Annotated in this window: 22 protein-coding genes; 11 read left to right on the forward strand and 11 right to left on the reverse strand. The window is 69.8% G+C overall.

Going from position 1 to position 19,804, the window contains the following annotated elements:
• Window positions 1-144: 144 nt before the first annotated feature.
• The 3 genes from ACWEFB_RS16335 to ACWEFB_RS16345 all read right to left on the reverse strand — a co-directional run bounded on the left by ACWEFB_RS16335 (window position 145) and on the right by ACWEFB_RS16345 (window position 2,538).
• Complete coding sequence (locus ACWEFB_RS16335; protein WP_452286156.1) at window positions 145-870, reverse strand: alpha/beta fold hydrolase; 726 nt, start codon at window positions 868-870, stop codon at window positions 145-147.
• Window positions 871-979: 109 nt separating this feature from the next.
• Window positions 980-2,221: an MFS transporter gene (locus ACWEFB_RS16340; protein ID WP_452286158.1), complete on the reverse strand. Its 1,242-nt coding sequence runs from the start codon at window positions 2,219-2,221 to the stop codon at window positions 980-982.
• 113 nt (window positions 2,222-2,334) lie between these two features.
• Window positions 2,335-2,538, reverse strand: a complete 204-nt coding sequence (locus ACWEFB_RS16345) for a 2TM domain-containing protein (protein ID WP_326557383.1) — start codon at window positions 2,536-2,538, stop codon at window positions 2,335-2,337.
• A 114-nt stretch (window positions 2,539-2,652) separates the two neighbouring features.
• On the opposite strand from ACWEFB_RS16345, the gene ACWEFB_RS16350 reads away from it, so the two are divergent.
• Genes ACWEFB_RS16350 through ACWEFB_RS16360 form a run of 3 tightly spaced genes read left to right on the forward strand, consistent with a single transcriptional unit; the run spans window position 2,653 to window position 7,296 of the window.
• Window positions 2,653-3,450 (forward strand): alpha/beta fold hydrolase, encoded by a 798-nt coding sequence (locus ACWEFB_RS16350; RefSeq protein ID WP_452286160.1) that lies wholly within the window; start codon window positions 2,653-2,655, stop codon window positions 3,448-3,450.
• Window positions 3,451-3,470: 20 nt separating this feature from the next.
• Window positions 3,471-5,654, forward strand: a complete 2,184-nt coding sequence (locus ACWEFB_RS16355; RefSeq protein ID WP_452286162.1) for an MMPL family transporter — start codon at window positions 3,471-3,473, stop codon at window positions 5,652-5,654.
• A 19-nt stretch (window positions 5,655-5,673) separates the two neighbouring features.
• Window positions 5,674-7,296, forward strand: coding sequence for an FAD-dependent oxidoreductase (locus ACWEFB_RS16360; protein ID WP_452286164.1), 1,623 nt, complete (start codon window positions 5,674-5,676; stop codon window positions 7,294-7,296).
• Between the two features lie 363 nt (window positions 7,297-7,659).
• Here the strand turns inward: ACWEFB_RS16360 and ACWEFB_RS16365 are convergent, their stop codons facing one another.
• Window positions 7,660-8,748 carry an FG-GAP repeat domain-containing protein gene (locus ACWEFB_RS16365; RefSeq protein WP_452286166.1) on the reverse strand — a complete coding sequence of 363 codons (1,089 nt, stop codon included), beginning with the start codon at window positions 8,746-8,748 and terminating at the stop codon, window positions 7,660-7,662.
• Window positions 8,749-8,946: 198 nt separating this feature from the next.
• Window positions 8,947-9,189 carry a hypothetical protein gene (locus tag ACWEFB_RS16370; RefSeq protein WP_452286168.1) on the reverse strand — a complete coding sequence of 81 codons (243 nt, stop codon included), beginning with the start codon at window positions 9,187-9,189 and terminating at the stop codon, window positions 8,947-8,949.
• A 113-nt stretch (window positions 9,190-9,302) separates the two neighbouring features.
• Here ACWEFB_RS16370 and ACWEFB_RS16375 point away from each other — a divergent pair, with 113 nt between their 5' ends.
• Window positions 9,303-9,527: a hypothetical protein gene (locus ACWEFB_RS16375; protein ID WP_326557389.1), complete on the forward strand. Its 225-nt coding sequence runs from the start codon at window positions 9,303-9,305 to the stop codon at window positions 9,525-9,527.
• 36 nt (window positions 9,528-9,563) lie between these two features.
• Here ACWEFB_RS16375 and ACWEFB_RS16380 read toward each other — a convergent pair whose 3' ends face one another.
• On the reverse strand, window positions 9,564-10,358 hold the full coding sequence (locus ACWEFB_RS16380) for a helix-turn-helix domain-containing protein (RefSeq protein ID WP_452286170.1): 795 nt from the start codon (window positions 10,356-10,358) through the stop codon (window positions 9,564-9,566).
• A 136-nt stretch (window positions 10,359-10,494) separates the two neighbouring features.
• Between ACWEFB_RS16380 and ACWEFB_RS16385 the strand changes: the two genes are divergently transcribed.
• Window positions 10,495-10,839, forward strand: a complete 345-nt coding sequence (locus ACWEFB_RS16385; protein ID WP_452286172.1) for a DUF1330 domain-containing protein — start codon at window positions 10,495-10,497, stop codon at window positions 10,837-10,839.
• A gap of 71 nt (window positions 10,840-10,910) precedes the next feature.
• Here ACWEFB_RS16385 and bla read toward each other — a convergent pair whose 3' ends face one another.
• Window positions 10,911-11,861 (reverse strand): class A beta-lactamase, encoded by a 951-nt coding sequence (bla, locus tag ACWEFB_RS16390; RefSeq protein ID WP_452286174.1) that lies wholly within the window; start codon window positions 11,859-11,861, stop codon window positions 10,911-10,913.
• A gap of 132 nt (window positions 11,862-11,993) precedes the next feature.
• Here bla and ACWEFB_RS16395 point away from each other — a divergent pair, with 132 nt between their 5' ends.
• From ACWEFB_RS16395 to ACWEFB_RS16405, 3 genes are all read left to right on the forward strand, one after another.
• Entirely contained in the window at window positions 11,994-12,887 is an 894-nt protein-coding gene (locus tag ACWEFB_RS16395; protein WP_452286176.1) for a LysR family transcriptional regulator, read from the forward strand.
• Window positions 12,884-13,786: a serine hydrolase gene (locus tag ACWEFB_RS16400; protein WP_452286177.1), complete on the forward strand. Its 903-nt coding sequence runs from the start codon at window positions 12,884-12,886 to the stop codon at window positions 13,784-13,786. The genes ACWEFB_RS16395 and ACWEFB_RS16400 overlap by 4 nt, the downstream gene beginning before the upstream one ends.
• An 84-nt stretch (window positions 13,787-13,870) precedes the next feature.
• Window positions 13,871-14,176: a hypothetical protein gene (locus tag ACWEFB_RS16405; protein WP_452286179.1), complete on the forward strand. Its 306-nt coding sequence runs from the start codon at window positions 13,871-13,873 to the stop codon at window positions 14,174-14,176.
• 54 nt (window positions 14,177-14,230) lie between these two features.
• On the opposite strand, the gene ACWEFB_RS16410 is transcribed toward ACWEFB_RS16405, so the two are convergent.
• Window positions 14,231-14,782, reverse strand: a complete 552-nt coding sequence (locus tag ACWEFB_RS16410; protein ID WP_452286181.1) for a hypothetical protein — start codon at window positions 14,780-14,782, stop codon at window positions 14,231-14,233.
• Window positions 14,783-14,994: 212 nt separating this feature from the next.
• Between ACWEFB_RS16410 and ACWEFB_RS16415 the strand changes: the two genes are divergently transcribed.
• Complete coding sequence (locus tag ACWEFB_RS16415; protein WP_452286183.1) at window positions 14,995-15,870, forward strand: RNA polymerase sigma-70 factor; 876 nt, start codon at window positions 14,995-14,997, stop codon at window positions 15,868-15,870.
• 118 nt (window positions 15,871-15,988) lie between these two features.
• A complete protein-coding gene (locus ACWEFB_RS16420) occupies window positions 15,989-16,357 on the forward strand; it encodes a siderophore-interacting protein (protein WP_452286185.1) in 369 nt (122 codons plus the stop codon).
• A gap of 88 nt (window positions 16,358-16,445) precedes the next feature.
• Here ACWEFB_RS16420 and ACWEFB_RS16425 read toward each other — a convergent pair whose 3' ends face one another.
• From ACWEFB_RS16425 to ACWEFB_RS16435, 3 genes are all read right to left on the reverse strand, one after another.
• Window positions 16,446-17,180: an SDR family oxidoreductase gene (locus ACWEFB_RS16425; RefSeq protein ID WP_452286187.1), complete on the reverse strand. Its 735-nt coding sequence runs from the start codon at window positions 17,178-17,180 to the stop codon at window positions 16,446-16,448.
• Between the two features lie 97 nt (window positions 17,181-17,277).
• Complete coding sequence (locus ACWEFB_RS16430) at window positions 17,278-18,648, reverse strand: peroxidase family protein (protein WP_452286189.1); 1,371 nt, start codon at window positions 18,646-18,648, stop codon at window positions 17,278-17,280.
• Complete coding sequence (locus ACWEFB_RS16435) at window positions 18,641-18,883, reverse strand: hypothetical protein (RefSeq protein WP_452286191.1); 243 nt, start codon at window positions 18,881-18,883, stop codon at window positions 18,641-18,643. Before ACWEFB_RS16435 ends, ACWEFB_RS16430 begins: the two co-directional genes overlap by 8 nt.
• A gap of 261 nt (window positions 18,884-19,144) precedes the next feature.
• On the opposite strand from ACWEFB_RS16435, the gene ACWEFB_RS16440 reads away from it, so the two are divergent.
• Window positions 19,145-19,759, forward strand: a complete 615-nt coding sequence (locus ACWEFB_RS16440) for a TMEM175 family protein (protein ID WP_452286193.1) — start codon at window positions 19,145-19,147, stop codon at window positions 19,757-19,759.
• Window positions 19,760-19,804: the final 45 nt, after the last annotated feature.

Below are 19,804 nucleotides of genomic sequence, written 5' to 3' on the forward strand. Positions count from 1 at the left end.
GACCTCCGGGACGATGCGGGATGTTCCGTATCCCACCCGGAGGTCCTCACCCGGCGGTCAGCACCCGTGAGCGGGTCCGGCGCGCTCGCGGCGTGCGGTCCACCCGTGGTGCCGTCCGAGCAGCGTGTCGCCCCGCCCGAAGACTCAGGCGATCGTGGCCGCCGCGGCCACGATCGCGTCGAGGGTCACCTTCGGATGAGAGATCATCGAGACGTGGGAGCCGGCGACATCGGTGATCGTGGCCCCCGCGCGTTCGGCCATCCGGCGTTGCGTGTCCGGCGGGATGACCCGGTCCTCGGTGCCGACGACGACCCAGCTCGGCAGCGTCCGCCAGGCGGGCGCGCCGGACGAGGCCGCGTTCGCGGACAGCGTGATCGGCCGCTGGCCTTCGGCGATCAGCCAGCGGTCGGCTTCCGGCAGGTCCTGTGCGAAGGAGTGGTGCACCGTTTCGGGCTTCAGGAAGGCCTCGGCGTCGCCCTGCGGCGCGCCCGGATATCCGGCCACGTCGAACACGGTGGACGGGTCGGGAACGGCGAGAGCCGACCCGGATCCGCCGAGGATCTGGAAGACGCTCTCCCCCTCGTCGGGAATGAACGCGTCGACGTAGACCAGGGCCCGGACGTCGCCGCCGCCGGTCGCGGCGTTGGTGATGACGAATCCACCGTACGAGTGGCCGACGAGCACAACCGGCCCGCTCGTACGCTGAGCGAGGAACGACGAGATGTACGCGGCGTCATAGGGGAGCCCGCGTAGCGGGTTCGGCGGAGTGAGAACGGCGAAGTCCAGTCCCCGCAGGGCCGACGCGACGGCGTTCCAGCTCGACGCGTCCGCCCAGGCACCGTGGACGAGGACAATGGTCGGTTGGGGCATGTCTTTTCCTATCTGTTGCTTCGGTTCGGTGATTTGTCGAGGTAGTCGTTGGTCAGCGTATGGCCGCTTGCTTGACGAGTACTGAACAAAGCGGCACGCGGCAGGTCGCTCAGGCGTGGACCGGCACGGGCGCCGTTCTCAACCGCGCGACGGTCGCCGCGTACAGGAGCAGACCGGCGGTGGTCAGGACGAAACCGGCCCAGACGGTGGACAGGGTTCCCCAGCCCGCGTCGAGAGTGATCGCGCCCCCGATCGCACCGAGAGAGTTCGCCAGGTTGAGAGCGGCCAGGTTGAGCGCACCCATCAGGGTCGGGGCGTCCGGCGCGAGGCCGGTCAGCCGGACCTGGATGGTCGGGATGGCGAACATCATGGTCGCGCCGACGCCGAACAGGCAGGGCAGGAGGATCGCCAGGTTGCCGCCGGCCACGCCGATCAGCACCAGGAGCGCGAGAACACCGCCGTAACCCCAGATCAGGCCCCGGTGCTCGTACCGGTCGGCGACACGTCCACCGACGTAGTTGCCCGCTGCCATGCCGAGGCCGAAGACCGCGAGCGCGATCGGGATGAGAGAGGCGTCGCGGCGGGCGGCGTCGGTGACGAACGGGCCGATGAACGTGTAGACCGCGAAGATGCTCGAGATGCCCAGCGCCGCGACGGTGACCATCAGCCAGACGTTGAGCCGCTGCAGGGCACCCAGCTCGCTCGCGATCGAGGTGCCGCGCAGGTCGTCCGTGCGCGGGAGCCACGCCACCAGGGCGGCGCCGGCGAGCAGACCCACCACGACAACAGCCCAGTACATGGCGCGCCAGCCGGCGTTCTGGCCGATGAAGGTGCCCAGCGGTGACCCGAAGATGGTGGCGACGGTCAGGCCACCCATCACGGTGGCGAACGCCTTGCCGCCACGCCCCGGGCCGTACACGTAAGCGGCGACGACGGCCCCGGCACCGAAGAACGCACCCTGCACACTGCCGGCGATGAACCGGAAGACGACGAGGAGGGTGATGTTCGGCGCCACCGCGGACAGCCCGTTGCCGACCAGGAACAACACGACCAGGCCGAGCAGCAGGGCGCGCCGGTTGACCCGGGCCGCGAGGAGGGTGATCGCCGGCGAGCCGATCACCACTCCGAAGGCGTACGCGGTGACCGCGTGCGTCGCGACCGGAATCGACACGTCCAGATCGGCGGAGAAGAGCTGGATGATGCCGTTGCTGCCGAACTCGCCGGTGCCGATCGCGAAGGTGCCCAGCGCCAGCGCGAAAAGTGTCAGCCGCGGATTGCGGATCGGCGACATGGCGACGGTGTGCCGGCCGGATTCGGCGGCGCATTGACCTTCGTAGGCGTGGCGATGCATCGTTCCATCCTTGGCAGGAGACAGGTCGCAGGGGGCGTGTCGTGCCAACCCCGGGGGCGACGGCAGTGGTGGACGAGGGCGGGCGGGAGGGAGGTGCACGGCGGTACTGCCGATCAGTCCCGCAACCGTCGGTAGACCGCCCAGATGTGGAACGCCAGCCCGACACCCCAGGCGAGGATGGACCACAGCGGCCAGAAGAAATGTTCCGGATCGAAAATCCACCACACCACGACCTGGGCCGCGTTCGCCACGACGTAGGAGACAACGTGGGACCACAGTCCCCACATCAGAGCGGTGTCGCTCTTCGTCGAATTCATTTCCGCAGGCTAGGTCGACGTACTTGACGATCATTGAACTGCTCCTTCAGTGTTCGTCAAGTGCGCGTCCCTACGCTGCCGAAGACTGATACCGGTGTTGAAGGGACCATTTCGATGAAGACGACCCGCCGTACGCTGCTGGCCGGATCCGCTGCGGCCGCGACCGGCGCACTGTTCGCGGCGCCCGCGGCGCACGCACATACCCGGCCGGGAGGTACGCCCAAGCCGACCGTCGTACTCGTGCACGGTGCGTTCGCCGACGCCTCCGGCTGGAACGGCGTGGCCACCCGGCTCGTCCGCGACGGCTACCCGGTCATCGCCCCGGCGAATCCGCTGCGCGGCGTGAGCAGCGACTCCGCCTACCTGGCCAGCATTCTCGCCACCCTCGACGGCCCGCTGGTGGTCGTCGCGCACTCCTACGGCGGGCTGGTCACCACGAACGCCACGGCCGGCAACACGAACGTCAAGGCCCTGGTGTACGTGGCCGCGTTCGTACCCGATCAGGGTGAGTCGCTGGTGGGTCTGCAGACGGCGCACCCGGGCAGCAGGCTGGACGAGGCGGCGCTGGACTTCCGTCCCTACGGTGAGGGCCACGTCGACGCATACATCAAGAAGGCGGTCTTCCACGACGTGTTCGCCGGCGACGTGCCGAGGGCGACGACCGACCTGATGTGGGCGACGCAGCGGCCGGCCGACGTGAACGCACTGGGGGAGCCGTCCGGTGCCCCGGCCTGGAAGACGATCCCTTCCTGGTATCTCGTCGCCCGCAAGGACAACGTGATTCCCGCCGCGGCGCAGCGGTTCATGGCACAGCGGGCCGGCGCCCGCTCCGTCGAGGTCAACGCCTCGCACGTCGCGATGATCGCGCAGCCCGCCGCGACGGCGGACCTCATCAAGCGCGCCGCGCGCTGACGAAGGGGCCGGGGGCAGCGATGTTCGAGCGTCTCGGGCGGACGATGGTCCGTCGACGGTGGTGGGTGATCGCCGTCGCGGTGGCCTTCATCGCGTTCGGCGGCATCTGGGGAACGCAGGTCTTCGGCTCCTTGATCACCGAGGGGTTCGACGACCCGGCCAGTGAGAGTTCCCGTGCGGTCGAGCGCGCGCAGGCGACGCTGGGCCGTGAGGGCAACGACGTGGTGGTGCTCTACCGCAACCCCGAGATGACCGTCGACGACCCGGCTTTCCAGCGGGCCGTCAACGAGACGCTGGACGCACTCCCGGGCGAGGTGGTGACCAGGACGGTCACCTACTGGAGCACGAACAGCCCGGCTCTGGTCGGCGAGGACCGCCGTTCCACCTACGCGGTGCTGACCCTCGCCGGCGACGACGAGACGCAGCGCGGTGAAGCACTGGAGGAGATAGAGGAGGACCTGGCCGCCCCCGGCCTGCAGACCCAGGTCGGGGGCATCACCGCGGTCAGTCGCGACATCCGTGAGCGGGTCGCCGCGGACATCGCCCTCGCCGAGACGATCTCCATACCGGTGCTGCTCGTCCTCCTGGTGCTCGTGTTCGGCAGCGTGGCCGCGGCGAGCCTGCCGCTCGCGATCGGCGTTCTGGCCATCCTGGGGGCGTTCGCCGCGTTGCGTGCCATGAGCTACGTGATGGACGTCTCCGTCTTCTCGATCAACGTGGTGACGATCCTCGGGCTGGGCCTGGCGATCGACTACGGCCTGTTCATGGTCGGTCGGTTCCGGGAGGAGATCGCCCACGGGCGCAGCACCGAGGACGCGGTCGCCCGCACGATGGCCACTGCCGGCCGTACCGTCGCGTTCTCCGGGGTCACCGTCGCGGTCTCGCTGGCCGGATTGCTGATCTTCCCGATGACCTTCCTCCGCTCGATGGGTTTCGGTGGTCTGTCCGCGGTCGTGGTGGCGATGGTGGCGGCGCTGACCGTGCTGCCGGCGCTCCTCGGCGTCCTGGGCCCCCGGGTGGAGGCACTGTCCGTGCGGCGGCTGCTGCGCCGCCCGGCGGCGGCTCCCGTGGTGGGCAGGGTCGAGCACGGGTTCTGGTACCGGCTCGCGCACAGCATCATGCGGCGCCCGGTCATATACGCGGCCGGGGTGTTCGCGGTCCTGCTCCTGGCCGGCGCGCCGTTCCTGCGCGTCGAGTTCGGCGGCATCGACCCCAGGGTGCTTCCGGCGGGTACGGAGAGCCGGGTGGTCTCCGAAACCGTCGACCGTGAGTTCGTCCAGAACAGCCAGTTGCCGATCGAGGCGACCGTGACCTCGTCCGACCGGGCCGGTCTGGAGGGGTACGTTGCCGCCGTCCGGGACGTCGACGGGGTGACCGAAGCCGACGTCACCGGCCAGGCCGGTGACGTCGCCCGGCTCACCATCCACTACCTGGGCGACCCCATCTCGGCGGAGACACGCGACCTCGTGAGCCGGATCCGGGCCGTTCCGGCCCCGCCCGGCGGCGAGGTGCTGGTGGGCGGCCTGACCGCGCGGTTGGCCGACCAGCTCGACGCCGTGGGTGATCGGCTGCCCTGGATGGCGCTGATCATCGTCGGCGCGACGTTCATCCTGCTGTTCCTCGCTTTCGGCTCGGTCGTGCTGCCGATCAAGGCGATCGTGATGAACGTCCTGTCGCTCGGCGCCTCGTTCGGCGCCCTGGTCCTGATTTTCCAGGACGGCCACCTGTCCGGCCTGCTGAACTTCACCTCCACCGGGACCCTGGAGGCGACCCAGCCGATCCTCGTGCTCGCGGTCGTTTTCGGGCTGTCGATGGACTACGAGGTCTTCCTGATGTCCCGGATCCGCGAGGAGTACGACCGGACCGGCGACAACACCACGGCGGTCGCCGTCGGGCTACAACGCAGCGGCCGGATCATCACCAGCGCCGCCCTGCTCATCCTGGTCGTGATCGGGCTGTTCTCCATCTCCGGCATCACGTTCATCAAACTGATCGGGGTGGCGCTGATCATCGCCGTCCTGGTCGACGCGACGATCGTGCGGGCGCTGCTCGTCCCGGCCACCATGCGCCTGCTCGGGGACACGAACTGGTGGGCACCGGCGCCACTGCGGCGCTTCTACGACCGCCACGGCTTCCACGAAGGTGGCGACCCGCCGCCCACGCCTGATCCGCACCCCGCACCGGCCCGTACGCCGGCCGGCTGACTGTCTTGGGGACCCGATGATGAACGACGACCCGGCGCCGCGCGGACCTGTCCTCGACGACGGGCAGTTCCGCCGGCTGGCCGCGTACGGCGAGGAGGAGCACGCCGTGGCCGGCCGGGACCTCTACGCGTCCGGCGACGACTCCTACGACTTCTTCCTGCTCGTCGGCGCGACCGTCGACATCGTCCGGGACGCGACGGCGATCGAGCCGGAGCGTCTGATCTACCAGGGTGGGCCGGGAGATTTCCTCGGCGAGCTCAACCTGCTCACCGGTCAGCACGTCTACCTGACCGCCCGGGTGGTGTCCGCCGGAACGGTCGTCCGGATCGGCGCGGCGATGCTGCGCCGGGCCCTCGCCGAGCAGGTCGACATCGCCGACATCCTGGTCGAGGCGTTCCGGGAGCGGCGCGAGGTCATTGGCGCCGCCGCCGGCAACGCCCTGCAACTCGTCGGCCGCCCCGACGCCGCGGACACGCTGGACCTGCGCACCTACGTGACGCAGATGCTCCTCCCGCATTCCTGGCTCGATGCGGCGTCGGACCCCGGGCGCTCGCTGATGAGACTCGCCGGGCTCGGCGAGGACGAACTTCCGGCCGCGATGGTCAACCGTACGGTGCTCCGGCGGGCGACACCCAGATCCGTTGCCGAGGTGCTCGGTCTGACCTACCGGGCCGACGGACGTCCGGTCGATCTCGTCGTCGTGGGCGCCGGCCCGGCGGGTCTGGCCGCTGCCGTGTACGGGGCGTCCGAGGGTCTCGTCACCGTGCTGCTGGACCGCACCGGGCTCGGCGGCCAGGCCGCCAAGAGCGCCCGCATCGAGAACTACCTGGGCTTCCCGCATGGAATCAGCGGCGAGAGCCTGACCCGACTGGCCATGGTCCAGGCGCTCAAGTTCGGGGTACGGATCCACTCGCCCTGTGCGGTCACCGGTCTGGACCTCTCCGACGACCGACGGCCGGCCGTCCTGCTCGAGGACGGTGCACGCATTCAGTGCCGCGCGGTGATCGCCGCTACCGGTGCGCACTACCGTCGCCTCGACATTCCGCGATGGACCAACTTCGAGAGGACCGGCTGCATCCGGTACGCCGCCACCGAGCTGGACGCCCGAGGCTACGAGAATCAGCCCGTGACCGTCGTCGGGGGCGCGAACTCGGCCGGACAGGCGGCCCTGTCCCTCGCCGCCCACGGTGCGACGGTGAACCTGATCATCCGCGGCGCCAGAATCGGGTCTCGGATGTCGTCCTACCTCACCGACCGGATCCAGGCGCATCCCCGGATCCGGGTCCACACCCGCAGCACGGTCCGCGAACTGGCCGGCGACGACACCCTCACGTCGATCGTCGCCGAGCGGTCCGGCGGGCGCCAGGACCGGCTGGACTGCCGCGCGCTGTTCTGCTTCATCGGCGCGGACCCGGTGTCGGGCTGGCTCACGGGGGTGGCCAAGGACACCGACGGGTTCGTCCTCACCGACAGCCGGCTGCCCGCCGGATCGCCCGGTAAACCCCTGCCGTTCGAGACAACCGCGCCTCGGATCTTCGCGGTCGGCGACCTCCGCTCGGGCTCGACGAAACGAGTGGCCACCGCCGTCGGGGATGGGGCAAGCGCGGTCTCCTCCGTCCACGCGGCCCTGGCCAGCGACTGAACCGGGCGTCCGCGGCGCGTGGTGGCCGCGTCCGGGTCGTCGATCAGCCCTCGGGCGGACGCGAGCCCCGTCGCCGCCCGCCGCTGTCGAGATAGCGCAGTACGGCGACCACCCGCCGGTTGTCTGCTCGGGATCATGCTGATCGGCAGCGCGATCCTGCAGGATCTGGCGGTGCGCGCCCACGAGATGGGCGAGGTCACCCGGTCCGGGACCCGGGGGAGCGGTGCGCCGGATTCCAATCCTGCTGCCGGGAGCCGGCAACGGGACCACCCACTCCGGATCGCCCCCTGAGACGATCCGGAGTGGCAGCCGGGCGTGGGCGGCCCGGTGGTGGACCGTCCGGATGCCGCCCTTGCCGACGGATCAGTCCTTCATGTTGACGGTGACCGTGCCGGTGTCGGTGAGTCCGTCCTGGGTGAGGCGGTAGACGAAGGTGTCCGGCAGCTTGTGGGTCGCGGTGCGCTGGTAGACCACCTCGTACCGGGGGTCGTGGTTGGTCAGGAAGCCGTAACGGGGTGGTACGACGATGGTCAGGGCGGCGCTGGGGCTTGCGATGTCGTTGTCCCGCACCTTGATTACCTTTGCCGCGGCACGGTACGCGTGTGCCAGGTCGTCGTTGGCGATCGGCCCGGTGCCGAACGTGCGGTCACCACGGTTCAGGAAGCTGGTCGCCGCGCCGCCGTTGTTGGTTCGTACGTCGGGGCGGCCGTCCCCGTTGGCGTCGACGACCTCGACGTCCCAGCCGTGGTCCTCGCCCTGTTGCAGCCACACTTTGGTGCCGTCGTCGAAGATGACCGCCACGCCCATGTGCGGTGCGGTTGTGGCCGTGTGGAAGGCGACCACGACGTCCATCGCGCCGTTCCCGTCGAAGTCCGCCACCTGGTGATCGTTGATTTCGCCCTGGTCCTGCTGGATCGGTCCGGGGACCAGTTGTCCGGCCGCCGTGTTCAGGTAGGTGCCGAATCCCGCGCCCTGGTTGGTCCACCAGAAGACGTCGGTCCGGCGGTCGCCGTTGAAGTCCGCCGTCCCGATCTCGTTCAGCTGGATGTTCGACGGCTCAAGTACCTCGGGGACGAAGTTGCGCAGGACGAAGATGGAACCCTGGGCGCCGCTCGGCCTGCCTTCGAACGACCCGACGATCAGTTCCACGCTTCCGTTGCCGCCCAGGTCAGCCGCCACGCCCATGTCGGGGCAGTGCGGGACCGGTACCTGTGCGCCCGGCGGCAGATACGGGTGCTCCTCGAACGTACCGGTACCACCCCACTGGACGTTGATGGCGCACTGCGTACCGTCGCTGGAGGCGTCGGGGTGGACGCGGTCGAGCCGTCGGTCGCCGTTCAGATCGGCCCAGATCGGGTCACCGGATCCTCCGGCCTGGGCGGCTGGTACGGCGACCATCAGTGAGCCGAGCAACGCGACGCTCATCAGCGCGGCGAGCCGTCTTCTCCACATAGGAACTCCCGTCGGTGGTGTGGTGGGTCGTGGTTCGGGGGAACCGATCTGGAATCTATGGTCACTTAGAGCGAACATTTCATTGCTGACAGTGTTCCGACAGGTACTCTCGACCTTGGGATGAACTCGAGTTGGCCTCCTGGCCAGCGTGCGGCGATGGTCGCGGCCCCTTGCCGGACGAACAGGCCCTCATCCTGGCTACCAGGGCAGCGCGACACCCGCGCACCGGCCGGGCCCAGATCGCCCGGAGGACTTCGGGCAGACGTCGGGCACATCCGTGGTGGTGATCTGCCCCATGACGCCGCCCACGGTGATCTGTGCGTTGTCGTTCACGTGCGCCAGCAGCACCGGGAACTGCGAGGCGCCCACGTTGTCGTAGATGGTGTCGATCCCGTCCGGCAGGGCAACCGCGAGCAGCTCCTCGAAGTTGGAGGACTGCACCCGGGTCAGTGGATCGTGGTTGCACGAAGGACAGCCGTACCGGAAGATCGTGAGCCGATCCCGGAGGAGCCATGCGCCTGTCTCGTCGACCACATCCCGCCGATCGTCCGATCATGCCGTTGGCCATGGTCGCCTGCCTCATCGTCGGCGGCTGGTTGTGGGCGACGAGGCACGATGTTGGGGAACTCGGTGACCTCGCAGCCTTCGCGGCAGCCGTGGCGTTGGGATGCTTTCTTGTTCTCCTCGGCACCTGGGGGACCGCCTGGGTGCTTCGCGAACATGAAATCTGGGTCAATGAACAGCGGGAACCACAGGATCCGGACACCGGTCCGGAATGAGGGCTGGGTGGTTTTGGTGCACCTGCCCGAGCCGGTTCATGCCCTGCCGAGGGCGTGGATCGCTTCGGTGGTTGCCGGGTCGGCAGGGAAGAAGGCCTCGATGGCCAGCCCCGAGACGGTGACGTCCAACGGGGTGCCGAACAGGGTGGTGGTGCTGAGGAAGGACAGCACCCGGTCGTGGTGGCGGTACTGCAGCGGGATGACGACGCTCGAGACAGCGTCGCCGATCGGGGCCGCGTGGCCATCGCCGCCGGGATAGCCGCGAAGCTCCTCGTGCAGCGCGTACAGGGCAGGGTCGTTGGTTGTCACGGCCTGGCGGCGTAGCCGGTTGAGCAGGTGGGCGCGCCACTCGGACAGGTTGAGGATTCGCGGGGCCATGCCGTCGGGATGCAGGCTGAGTCGCAGTACGTTGATCGGCGGGGCCAGGAGGCGGGGCTCGGCGCCGGCAGTGAACAGGGCGACGGCAGGGTTGGCTTCGACGAGGTGCCAGTGCCGGTCGACGAGCGCCGCGGGATACGGGCTGTGCCCGTCGAGGATCTGCCGTACGGCGGCGCGTACCGGAGCCAGTTCCGGGTCGCCGAGCTCGTGGCTGGGATAGGCGGGCGCGTGGCCGCCGGCGAGCAGCATCGTGTTGCGCTCCGCCAGCGGTACGTCCAACTGCTCCGCCAGCCGCAGGATCAGTTCCGGGCTCGGCCGGGACCGCCCGGTTTCCACGAAACTCAGGTGCCTGGCCGAGACCCCCGCCTCGATCGACAGGTCGAGCTGACTCATTCGGCGACTGCGGCGCCAGTCGCGCAGCAGTTCCCCGACCGGTTGCCCCGGTCTGGCCATGGTCCTCACGCCACCGACCCTAGTGACCATGCCGGCGCACCCACCATTACCTGCGAGGTAATCGACAGCCCGTCACGGTGCCGGGAAGGATCTCCTCCACAGGCCGCCAACCTGCACCCGTAACGGACGGAGAACCATGACCGCGTACGCCCTTGCCCACCTGCGCAGAGCACCCCTCCACGGCGAGGTGCTGGAGTACCTGGAGCGCATCCAGTCCACGCTCGGCCCCTTCGGCGGGCGGTTCATCGTTCACGGCGGACCCGTCGACGTGCTCGAGGGCGACTGGCCGGGCGACGTGGTGATGATCGAGTTTCCCGACCTGACCAAGGCCCGTTCCTGGTACGGCTCCAGCAGCTACCAGGAGATCAAGCCCTTGCGGACCAGGCACCTCACCGGTGAGGTGATCCTTGTCCAGGGTGTCGAGCCCGGCCACAGCTCATCGCGGTTGGCTGCCGAACTCCGTGCGGCCAATGGTCTGTAGCGTCGGGAAGGGCCGCTGATGTCGCCGGCCGCCCCGCCGGGTGTTCCCGACGAGGCGGCCGGGGTCCCGGATTACCGGCGCAGCGCCTCGGTCACCACCTTCGCCGCCTCCGCGATCAGCGCGTCGTCGTACTCGGCGTCCTGCTTGTCCCGGCTGGACAGGATGGCCAGCACGAGAGGCTGACCGTCGGGCGGCCACACCACGGCAATGTCGTTGCGGGTGCCGTACCCGCCGGAACCGGTCTTGTCGCCGACGGTCCAGTTCGCCGGTACGCCGGCCCGGATCGCCTTGTCGCCGGTAGTGTTGCCGCGCAGCCATCCGGTCAGCACCGTCCGGTCCTCGGCGTCGAGCGCCGAACCGAGGGCGTACGCGCGCAGGTCGGTGCCGAGGGCCCGTGGAGTGCTGGTGTCCCGCCGGTCGCCCGGTGTGGCCTCGTTGAGCGTGGTCTCGGTCCGCTCGGGGTCGGTGACCTGGTCGCCGAGGCCGCGTAGCGCCTGCTCGAGACCGTCGGGACCGCCGAGGTGCCGCAGCAGCAGGTTCCCGGCGGTGTTGTCGCTGTACCGCACCGCGGCGTCGGCAATCGCCCGCAGCGTCATGCCGGTACTGACGTGCTTCTCCGTAACCGGCGAGTAGGTCACCAGGTCCGCGCTGGTATAGCGGACCACCTGGTCGAGTTCGGGCGTCGAGGTCGACGCCAGCACCGCGCCCGCAGCCAGTGCCTTGAAGGTCGAGGCGTACGCGAACCGCTCGTCCGCGCGGTGCTCCACCGTACGACCGGACCCGGTGTCGAGGGCGTAGACGCCGAGCCGGGCGCCGAACCTCGACTCCAGCCGTTCGAACTCGGGGCCGAGCCCGGCAACCGGCGTCGGGATTGTCGCCGCGGACGCGGCAGCGGTGTTGGTGGTGGTCGTTCCGGTCGGCGTTCCGCTCGCCGAGCAGGCGGAGAGCGGGAACAGCGCGAGCGCGGCCGAGACCACGATCGCGACCCGTCTGGTCGGGGGGACCAGGAGGCGGATCAGCATCGTCGACCCTTCCTTTCGTTCGGTGTGGGTTGGTGCCCGGCCAGGACGACCTGAAGCCTCGCATTGCAGGATGGATGCTGTCCAAGACAGAAGTGTGCGGATCAATGCTGATCCGGCATAGACTGCCCCGCCATGGATCTCGTACGGGCCTGTGAGGCATTTGTGGCCGTCAGCGGGCACGGCAGTTTCACCGTCGGCGCCGCCGCGGCCCGGATCCCGCAGTCGGTCGCCAGTCGTCGCGTCGCCGCCCTGGAACAGCACTTCGGGGCCCGGCTGTTCGAGCGGTCGTCGCGCAGCGTCCTGCTCACCCCGTTCGGCCGGGACATGCTGCCGTCGGCGAGGCGGCTGGTCGAACTCGCCGAGACGTTGGCGCACGACGCCGAGCGGGCGAAGCTCCGGCCGTTCCGGCTGGCCGTACCCGTGGTCTGCGCGGCACGGCCGCTGGCCCTCCTGGTCGCCGAGGCCCGACGGCACGACCTGCATCTCGAACCGCATCCGGCCGGACCGGGGGAGCGGGTCGAGCTCGCCCGTGCGCTGGAGGTACGGTCGGCGCTCGTGGCGGTGCCACCGACCGGAAGCACCTGGCGGGTCCCGCTCGGCCTCGCCGGCCGGGACGATGCCGGGGCCACCGCCGTCTACCTCGAGACGCTGCGGGCGGGTCGGGCCGACCGGGGAGCGCGCCGACGACGCGCCTGGATCCAGCCGGAGGACGACGTGCCACACGTACGCGACCGGCTGACCCGGCTGGCCGACACGGTCGGCCTGCAACCCGCGCAGGTCACGGTCTCGACCGCACTCGTCGATGCGGCGGCCGAGGTGCTCGACTCGACCGACCTGCTGCTCTGCTCGCGGAGCCAGGCCGACGACCTCGGACTGCACTGGCGCCCGCTCGGCGAGCTGGACCTGGCACGCGGCTACGACGTCGCGGCGGCGTCGCGTGAGGACGCCCACCGGATCCGGACGCTGCTGCCGGCCGCGATCGGGCGGTGCCTCGGGGTTCCGGACAGTGCCGGGGTACGGGCGTGAGCGCCGTGCGGATCCTGGGCGAGGCCCGCAGGACACTGAGCCACGGCGGCCTGCGCGGCTCGTTCCTGGTACGCGACCTGGACTCCGGCGACGAACTCGGGCTCGACCCCGACCTGGAGTTCCCGGTGGCCTCGCTGGTGAAGGTGCCACTCGCGGTGGCCACGTTGGAACGGGTCCACCGGGGTGAACTGGACGGGGCGACACCGGTTCCGGTGGCACCCGGTCGGATCACCACGGCGGGCCCGACCGGGCTGAGCAAGTTCCGGCACCCGGTCACGGTCGCCATCGACGACCTGCTCTATCTGAGCACCTCGGTGAGCGACAGTGTGGCCGCCGACGCCCTCTTCGACCTCACCCCACCGGCCGAGGTCACCGCCGAGCTGCGGCGTCTCGGCTTCGACGGCATCACGGTACGTCAGTTCGCCAGCGAACTCACCCGGACGCCGGCCGAGCGACTCGGCCCGACGGAGGCCCACCTCGTGCACTCCCTGGCCATCGCGGCGGCGACCCCCGGACACGGCCACCCGGTGCCCCAGCTCGACGTCACCCGCGCCAACGCCGGATCGGCCAGGGCCTTCGTGGAACTGCTCCAGGGCCTGTGGCGACCCTCGTCCGTGCATCCCGCGACCGCCGCCCGGATCCGTGGGTTGATGGCCGACAACGTGCACCGGCAACGGCTCGCGCCCGACTTCGCCTCGGACGCGTCGCGCTGGTCGTCGAAGACCGGCACCCTGCTCAATCTCCGCCACGAGGTCGGGGTGGTCGAGCACGCCGACGGATCGGCGTACGCGGTCGCCGCCCTCACCGAGTCCTGCGTACCGGCCGTTGTCCAACCCGAGGCGGAGGCGCTGATGGCGCAGGTCGCCCGGACCCTGCGTGACCACCTCCGGATCTCCTGACCGCTGGATCATGGTGACTACAGTCGGCCCTGCCCGCAGGAGATCCGAGATCGACGCGGCCGGTGGCGGACGAAGGGGAGGACCATGGACGAGCTGGGCTGGTACGTGATCGTCGAGGAGAACCTGAGCCACGGTGACTACCGCAACTGGCGGGTGTCCGAGGTGAAACCCGCCGGCCACGACCTGGTGGCAGCGCGGGCGGTGGCCATGAACACAGCCCGACAGCACGTGCCCACGCATCCGATGTCACCCCGTCGGCGACAGATCTTCGCCGTCAGCGAGGAGAACCTCCTGGTGATCGTCACCGGTCGAACGACATCCTTCCAGTTCCGGGTCAGCCTCGCCCGGCTCGTCCACGACGAGCCCGAACGGACGATCGCCGTCTGGTAGCCCCCGGATCCGTCGCCGGGTCCCCCGGCGAGGCGGGCACGGTAGCGGCCGTAGTCACGACACCGGGTCGGACGAGCTGGCCCGACGACGCCTGAGGAGTCGTTGCAGTAGTCGGGCCACGATGATGGGCATCAGGTGCAGCACGACAATGAGTTCCACCGTCAGCGAGGCGATCTGCCTGATCGAGAGCCCTTGCAGCGCGAGCACCAGACACGCGGATGCGCTGGTGAGCAGCGCACTGATCGCCACGCGCAGCAGGGTTCCCCGGGTCGAGGTGTCCGTCTCGGCCGGATTGCGCTTGGCGGTGCGCCGCCTCACCGTCGTTACCACCGCGGCTATCGCGATCAGCATGGCGAACTGCAGCGCCCAGAAGGCGGCCGTCCCGACGCCGGCCTCGTTGGTCAGCGGTGGCGCGACGATCGTCGTGACCGCGAACACGATGAAGGCCGGCAGCCAGGTGAGGACCAGGGCGCCCGTCGCCACCTGTGTGATCTTTGTCGGCAGACTGACCTGCGGCTGAACCCGTTGTCCGATCTGGGAGACGACCGCGTCGGAGGCCCACACCAGTTTGCGGGCCGGGCGTGCCTCGGGTGTTGGGAGCGGCATCCGGTGAGCGTAGTCGGGTCGTGCTGGACCGCGAGCACGGGCATCGTGAATCGTGTATGCCTTCACGGTTGCGGCGCGCTGGCTGCCCGACCCATCGCCGAAGCGGACGATGGAGGACGAACCGATCTGTGTCGGGAGCCGGGACGGGGCAGGCTCGGAACCTGTGACAGGGGGTTAGCCTGGGAGTCGGTAATGACCTTGGGGGGACAGTGGTGGGGGATCTCGACGAGGCGCTGTCGATCTTCACGGGCCTGCGCCCACGCTTGTTCGGGATCGCGTACCGCATGCTCGGCAGCGTCAGCGAGGCCGAGGATCTGGTGCAGGAGGTCTGGCTGCGCTGGCAGACGACCGACCGCAGCGTGGTGAACAATCCGGGCGCGTTTCTGGCCACGACCATGACCCGGCTTGCCATCAACGAACTGCAGTCGGCCCGGATGCGCCGCGAGACGTACGTCGGGCCATGGCTGCCGGAGCCGGTCGACACCAGCGCGGACCCGTTCCTGGGCGCCGAACGCGGGGAGGCGCTGGAGTTGGCGGTCCTGATGCTGATGGAGAAGCTCACGCCGCATGAGCGGGCGGCGTACGTGCTGCGGGAGGCGTTCGACTACCCGTACCCGCAGATCGCCGCGATCCTGCAGTCCACCGAGCAGGGCGTCCGCCAGTTGGTCAGCCGGGCACGCAAGCACATCGTCGGCGAGCGAAAGATCCCGGTGCCGGAGGTCGCCCAGCGGAAGTTGTTGGCGATCTTCCTCGATGCCGCCCGCGTCGGTGATCTCGCAACGCTGGAGAAGCTGCTCGCGGCCGATGTGGCGAGCGTCTCCGACGGCAACGGCGCGCACCAGATCTCCCGTGTGGCGGTCGTGGGCGCGGCCCGGGTGGCGAAGTACCTCGCAGCGTTCTCCACCTGGTACTGGGAGGGCGTGGAGGTGCAGTGGGCCACGACGAACGGACAGGCGAGCGCGGTCATGCGTCGCGGCGACGCCCTGCTCGGCCTGGTCACGATCAACGTGTCCGAGGCGGGCATCGACCAGGTGCTGTGGATGATGAATCCCGACAAGCTCGCCGCCGTGGCCGCTGTCACAGAGTAGGTGCCTGCCCTGTCATAGGTGTCGACAGTCAGAGCCAGGGGACAAGAGGGCGGCGCAGCAGGTGCGTGCCCGCCCGTGCCCGTACCGGCGCCAAGGGCCGGGTGGTGTGGAGGCGAGTGTGCTGGCCGGCGATGCCCGCGTGCACGACGACGCCGTACGCCGGCTTGTCGCTGCCTGCCGAACGGGTGAGGTCGACGCGATCCGGACCGTCCTCGATCCGGCCGTCGTCGCGGTGTGCGACGGCGGCGACCGGGTACCGGCTCCGAGCGGTCCCGTGCGCGGCGCGGTCCGGGTCGCCCGGCTGCTCGGTGACCTGCTGCCGGGAACCGAACCGACGATCGGGAGCGTCAACGGGTGCGCCGGCCTGGTGATCCGCCGGGCCGGCACCGCCGTGGCCGTGATCGCCGTCGGCTGCGTCGGGGAACGGGCCACCACCCTCTGGGTCGTCCTGAATCCCGCGAAGCTGCGACCCTGGCACCGCCGTTGAGTCCGGTACTGGAGACCGCCGCCGAGCCGGTCCGGAAGATGATCGGCGGCCAGCATCTCGCCGAGGCACCGGCCGCCGATCTCGGCGGCTAGCGGGTGGCCCAGTCGCCGTAGGTGGTCTGCGCGAGGACTGCGTCCTGCGGGGCCACCAGGACATCGCCGGACACCGCACCGAACATGCCGGCGGCAGGGTCGACGACGACCGTACGCTTGTCGCCCTTGGCAGCCAGCGCGGCGCGGCCCCAGTCGTCGAGGGTGAAGACCTCCGGGCCGGCCACGTTCCGGATGCCCTGAAGCGGCGCTCCCACGGCGACCTCGGCCACCGCCTTCGCGACGTCGGCCGACGCCATCGGTTGCACCGGCGTGCTGGGCAACCGCACCGTGTCGCCGTCGGTGGTCCAGGAGAGGATCGCGCCGGCGAACTCGAAGAACTGGGTGGCGCGGACGATCGAGTACGGCACCGGGCCGGCCTTCAGGATCTCCTCCTGCAGCACCTTGGCGCGGTAGTAGGCGAGTTCCGGTACCTGGTCGACGCCGACGATCGAGAGGATCACGGCGTGGCCGACGCCCTCGCGCTGCGCGGCCGACAACAGGTTGTCCATCGTCGTCCGGAAGAAGTCGGCCGATGCCTCGTCGAAGGTTGGCGAGTTCGTCAGGTTCAGCACGACATCGGCGCCCTTGAGCCCGGCATCGAGGCCCTCACCTGTGAGCAGGTCCACCCCGTTCGACTGGGACAGCGGCACCGCCTCGTGCCCCTCCGCCTGAAGGATCTTGACGACCTGCGACCCGATGAGCCCGGTACCACCCAACACGGCGATCTTCATGTCTCTCACACCTCTGTTTTCGTTCGGAAGGCCGGGCGTTCACCCGGCTACGCCAGCTATGACCGGACAGCACCGCCGGTTGTGACTCGCGCTCACGTCACACCGAGAGCGCATGCCGTTGCAGGGTGAACAGGTCGGTCAGGCCGAAGCCAGGTCCGACGGCGGGCAGGGTCGGCTCCCAGTCCGGTTCCAGGCCCAGGTAGCTGGCCTGGTCGGCGCGGAGCAGCCCGATCAGCACCTCCGCCACGATCCGGCCGCCGACCGGGCCGAGCCGGTCGCCGTTGCCGCGGTGCTGGGCCTCCTTGAGGACGTAGAACCACAGCGGGGTGCCGTGCGGCCAGGTCTGCTCCAGTTCGTCGGGTGTCAGCGGCGCCGCGCCGACGAGCCGGGCGACCGCCTCGCCGCCGGGTAGCCCGGTGGTTTCCCCGCGCAGGAGGTCGCGTACCGCCAGGGAGCGGTAGGCGGCGGTGTCGACCGCACCGGTGACCCGCTCGGGCAGTCCGATGAGGCTGGCGGCGAGCCGGCCGTCGAGGCGTTTGGCGCGTTGCGCGGGTGGGTGGCCGGGCACGTCGAAGATCTGGGTGAGATCCAGACGCCGGTCGGCGGGCAGCGGGCCGAACCCGACCAGGTCGGGGAAGAGCGGCACCGCCGGCCCGCCGTCGACGAGCCGGTAGGTGTGCCGGATCTGACCGTGGCCGTAGCGGAAGGCCGCGTCGGCGAACTCCAGCGGGATGTACGCCCGCAGCGGCGGCGGCGCGAACCACCGCCCGCCCTCGGCGAGCACCTCCTCGACCAGACTCGCCCCGACGAGCCGGGGCAGGAAATCGTGGACCACGATCCACTGGTAGTGCCAGGTGAGGGTGATTCGGGCCTGGTCGAAGACGTCGGCCTCGGGCACCCCGTTGCCGCGCAGCAGATCGACGATGCGGTTGTGCGCGTGCAGCAGGGCGACGTGCAGGGTCAGCGCGAACAGATGTACGTCGTTGCGGGGGTCGCCGATCAGGGCGACGCCCTGGTGGTTGCGCGGCACGTCGGCGCCGTCCGGGCCGAGCAGGAACTTTGCCGGGTCGTCGAGGTCGAACAGGTATGGCGAGCCGATCGGGCCGTCCGAGTAGATCATTTCCAGGTTGAGCTTCGGGGCGCGGGAATTGCGCAGCGCCTCCGGGTCGACGCCGCCGGCGAGGGGTGAACGGTCGGCGGTGATGTCGTGGGCGATCAACTGACCGAAGAACGGCCATCCGGCGGCCTCGGTGGCGTCGTCGTCGGCGCCGAGCCGGTCCAGGGCCGCGGCGGCGTCGCAGATCCCGCCGTCGCCGCCAGCGCGCATCAGCAGTTGGGGATCGGTGCCCAGCGGGTCCAGGCCCGGGAACATGCGTCCGTAGCGGGCCGCCCCGGTGGGCCGGTCGACGGCGCGTACCAGGCTGAGGCAATGGTCGCGGGCGGCCACGTGGGCGCCGCTTTCAGACATCTCGGTCTCCGTCCCGCCCGGCGGCCCGTGAGCCGTCTTCCAGGGCCTCGACCGCACCGAGAAGGCTACGGACGCCCGCCTCCTCGCGCTGGGCATCCGCCGGATCGAACATCCACTCGTCGCTCGGTACGGCGAGGGCGTCCTCGGGCCGGCTGGTCTCGATCGCGGTCAACTCTGCCCTGACGTTGCGCTCCAGCCCGTACAGAAAGGCGTCGTCGCTGGCTGGCAAGCTCATCTTTTCCTCCGTGGGGTACGCGGGTGCGCACCAACCAGGACAGGACAGCCCGCCGACCTGTGACACGCCGGGCGAGCGTCACAGGGACACCTGCCGTACGTCTGTCACAGATCCCACGGCTGCCCGGTCTTGGTCGACGACAGAGAACCGCGACCACGGTCTCCGGTCGGCCACCCGCCGGCACGGCTACCACCAGCAGCGAGGACGGAACATGACAGCGTCGAACAAGGGGACCGCCGACGGGCGAGGGGTGCAGGAACGGTGAGGACCAGTCGACTCGAGGCGTTCAGCGACGGGGTGCTCGCCATCATCATCACGATCATGGTGCTGGAGCTGAAAGTGCCGGAGGATCACGACCTCGCCGGTCTGCTCCACACGAGCGGCGTCGGGCTGCTGACCTATCTCCTGAGCTTCGTCTACGTGAGCATCTACTGGAACAACCACCATCACATGTTCCATCTCGTATGTCAGGTCACCGGCGAGGTGCTGTGGGCGAACCTGGCGCTGCTGTTCTGTCTGTCGCTCCTGCCGTTCACGACGGCGTGGATGGACGAGTCGACGTTCGAACCGACCCCGGTCGTCGTCTACGGCCTGAACCTGCTGGCCGCCGCCATCGCATACTTCGTGCTCCAAACGGTGATCATCCGGCAGCAGGGGCCGGAGTCGCCGCTGCGGCAGGCTGTCGGCAGTGACCTCAAGGGCAAGCTCTCTCCCGTGCTCAACCTCGCCGGGATCCTCGGCGCCCTGGTGATCGACCGCAGCGGTCGCATCGGCATCTGGATCGCCCTGGCGTGTTTCGTCGGCACGGCGATCATGTGGCTCATCCCGGACCGCCGCATCGACCGGGTGGTCCGCCAGCACGAGATTGTGACCTGAGGCGGGAGGTGGGCGGCCGCCCACCCGCCACCTGGCGGGTAATTT

It is taken from the genome of Micromonospora sp. NPDC004704 (genome assembly GCF_053601675.1).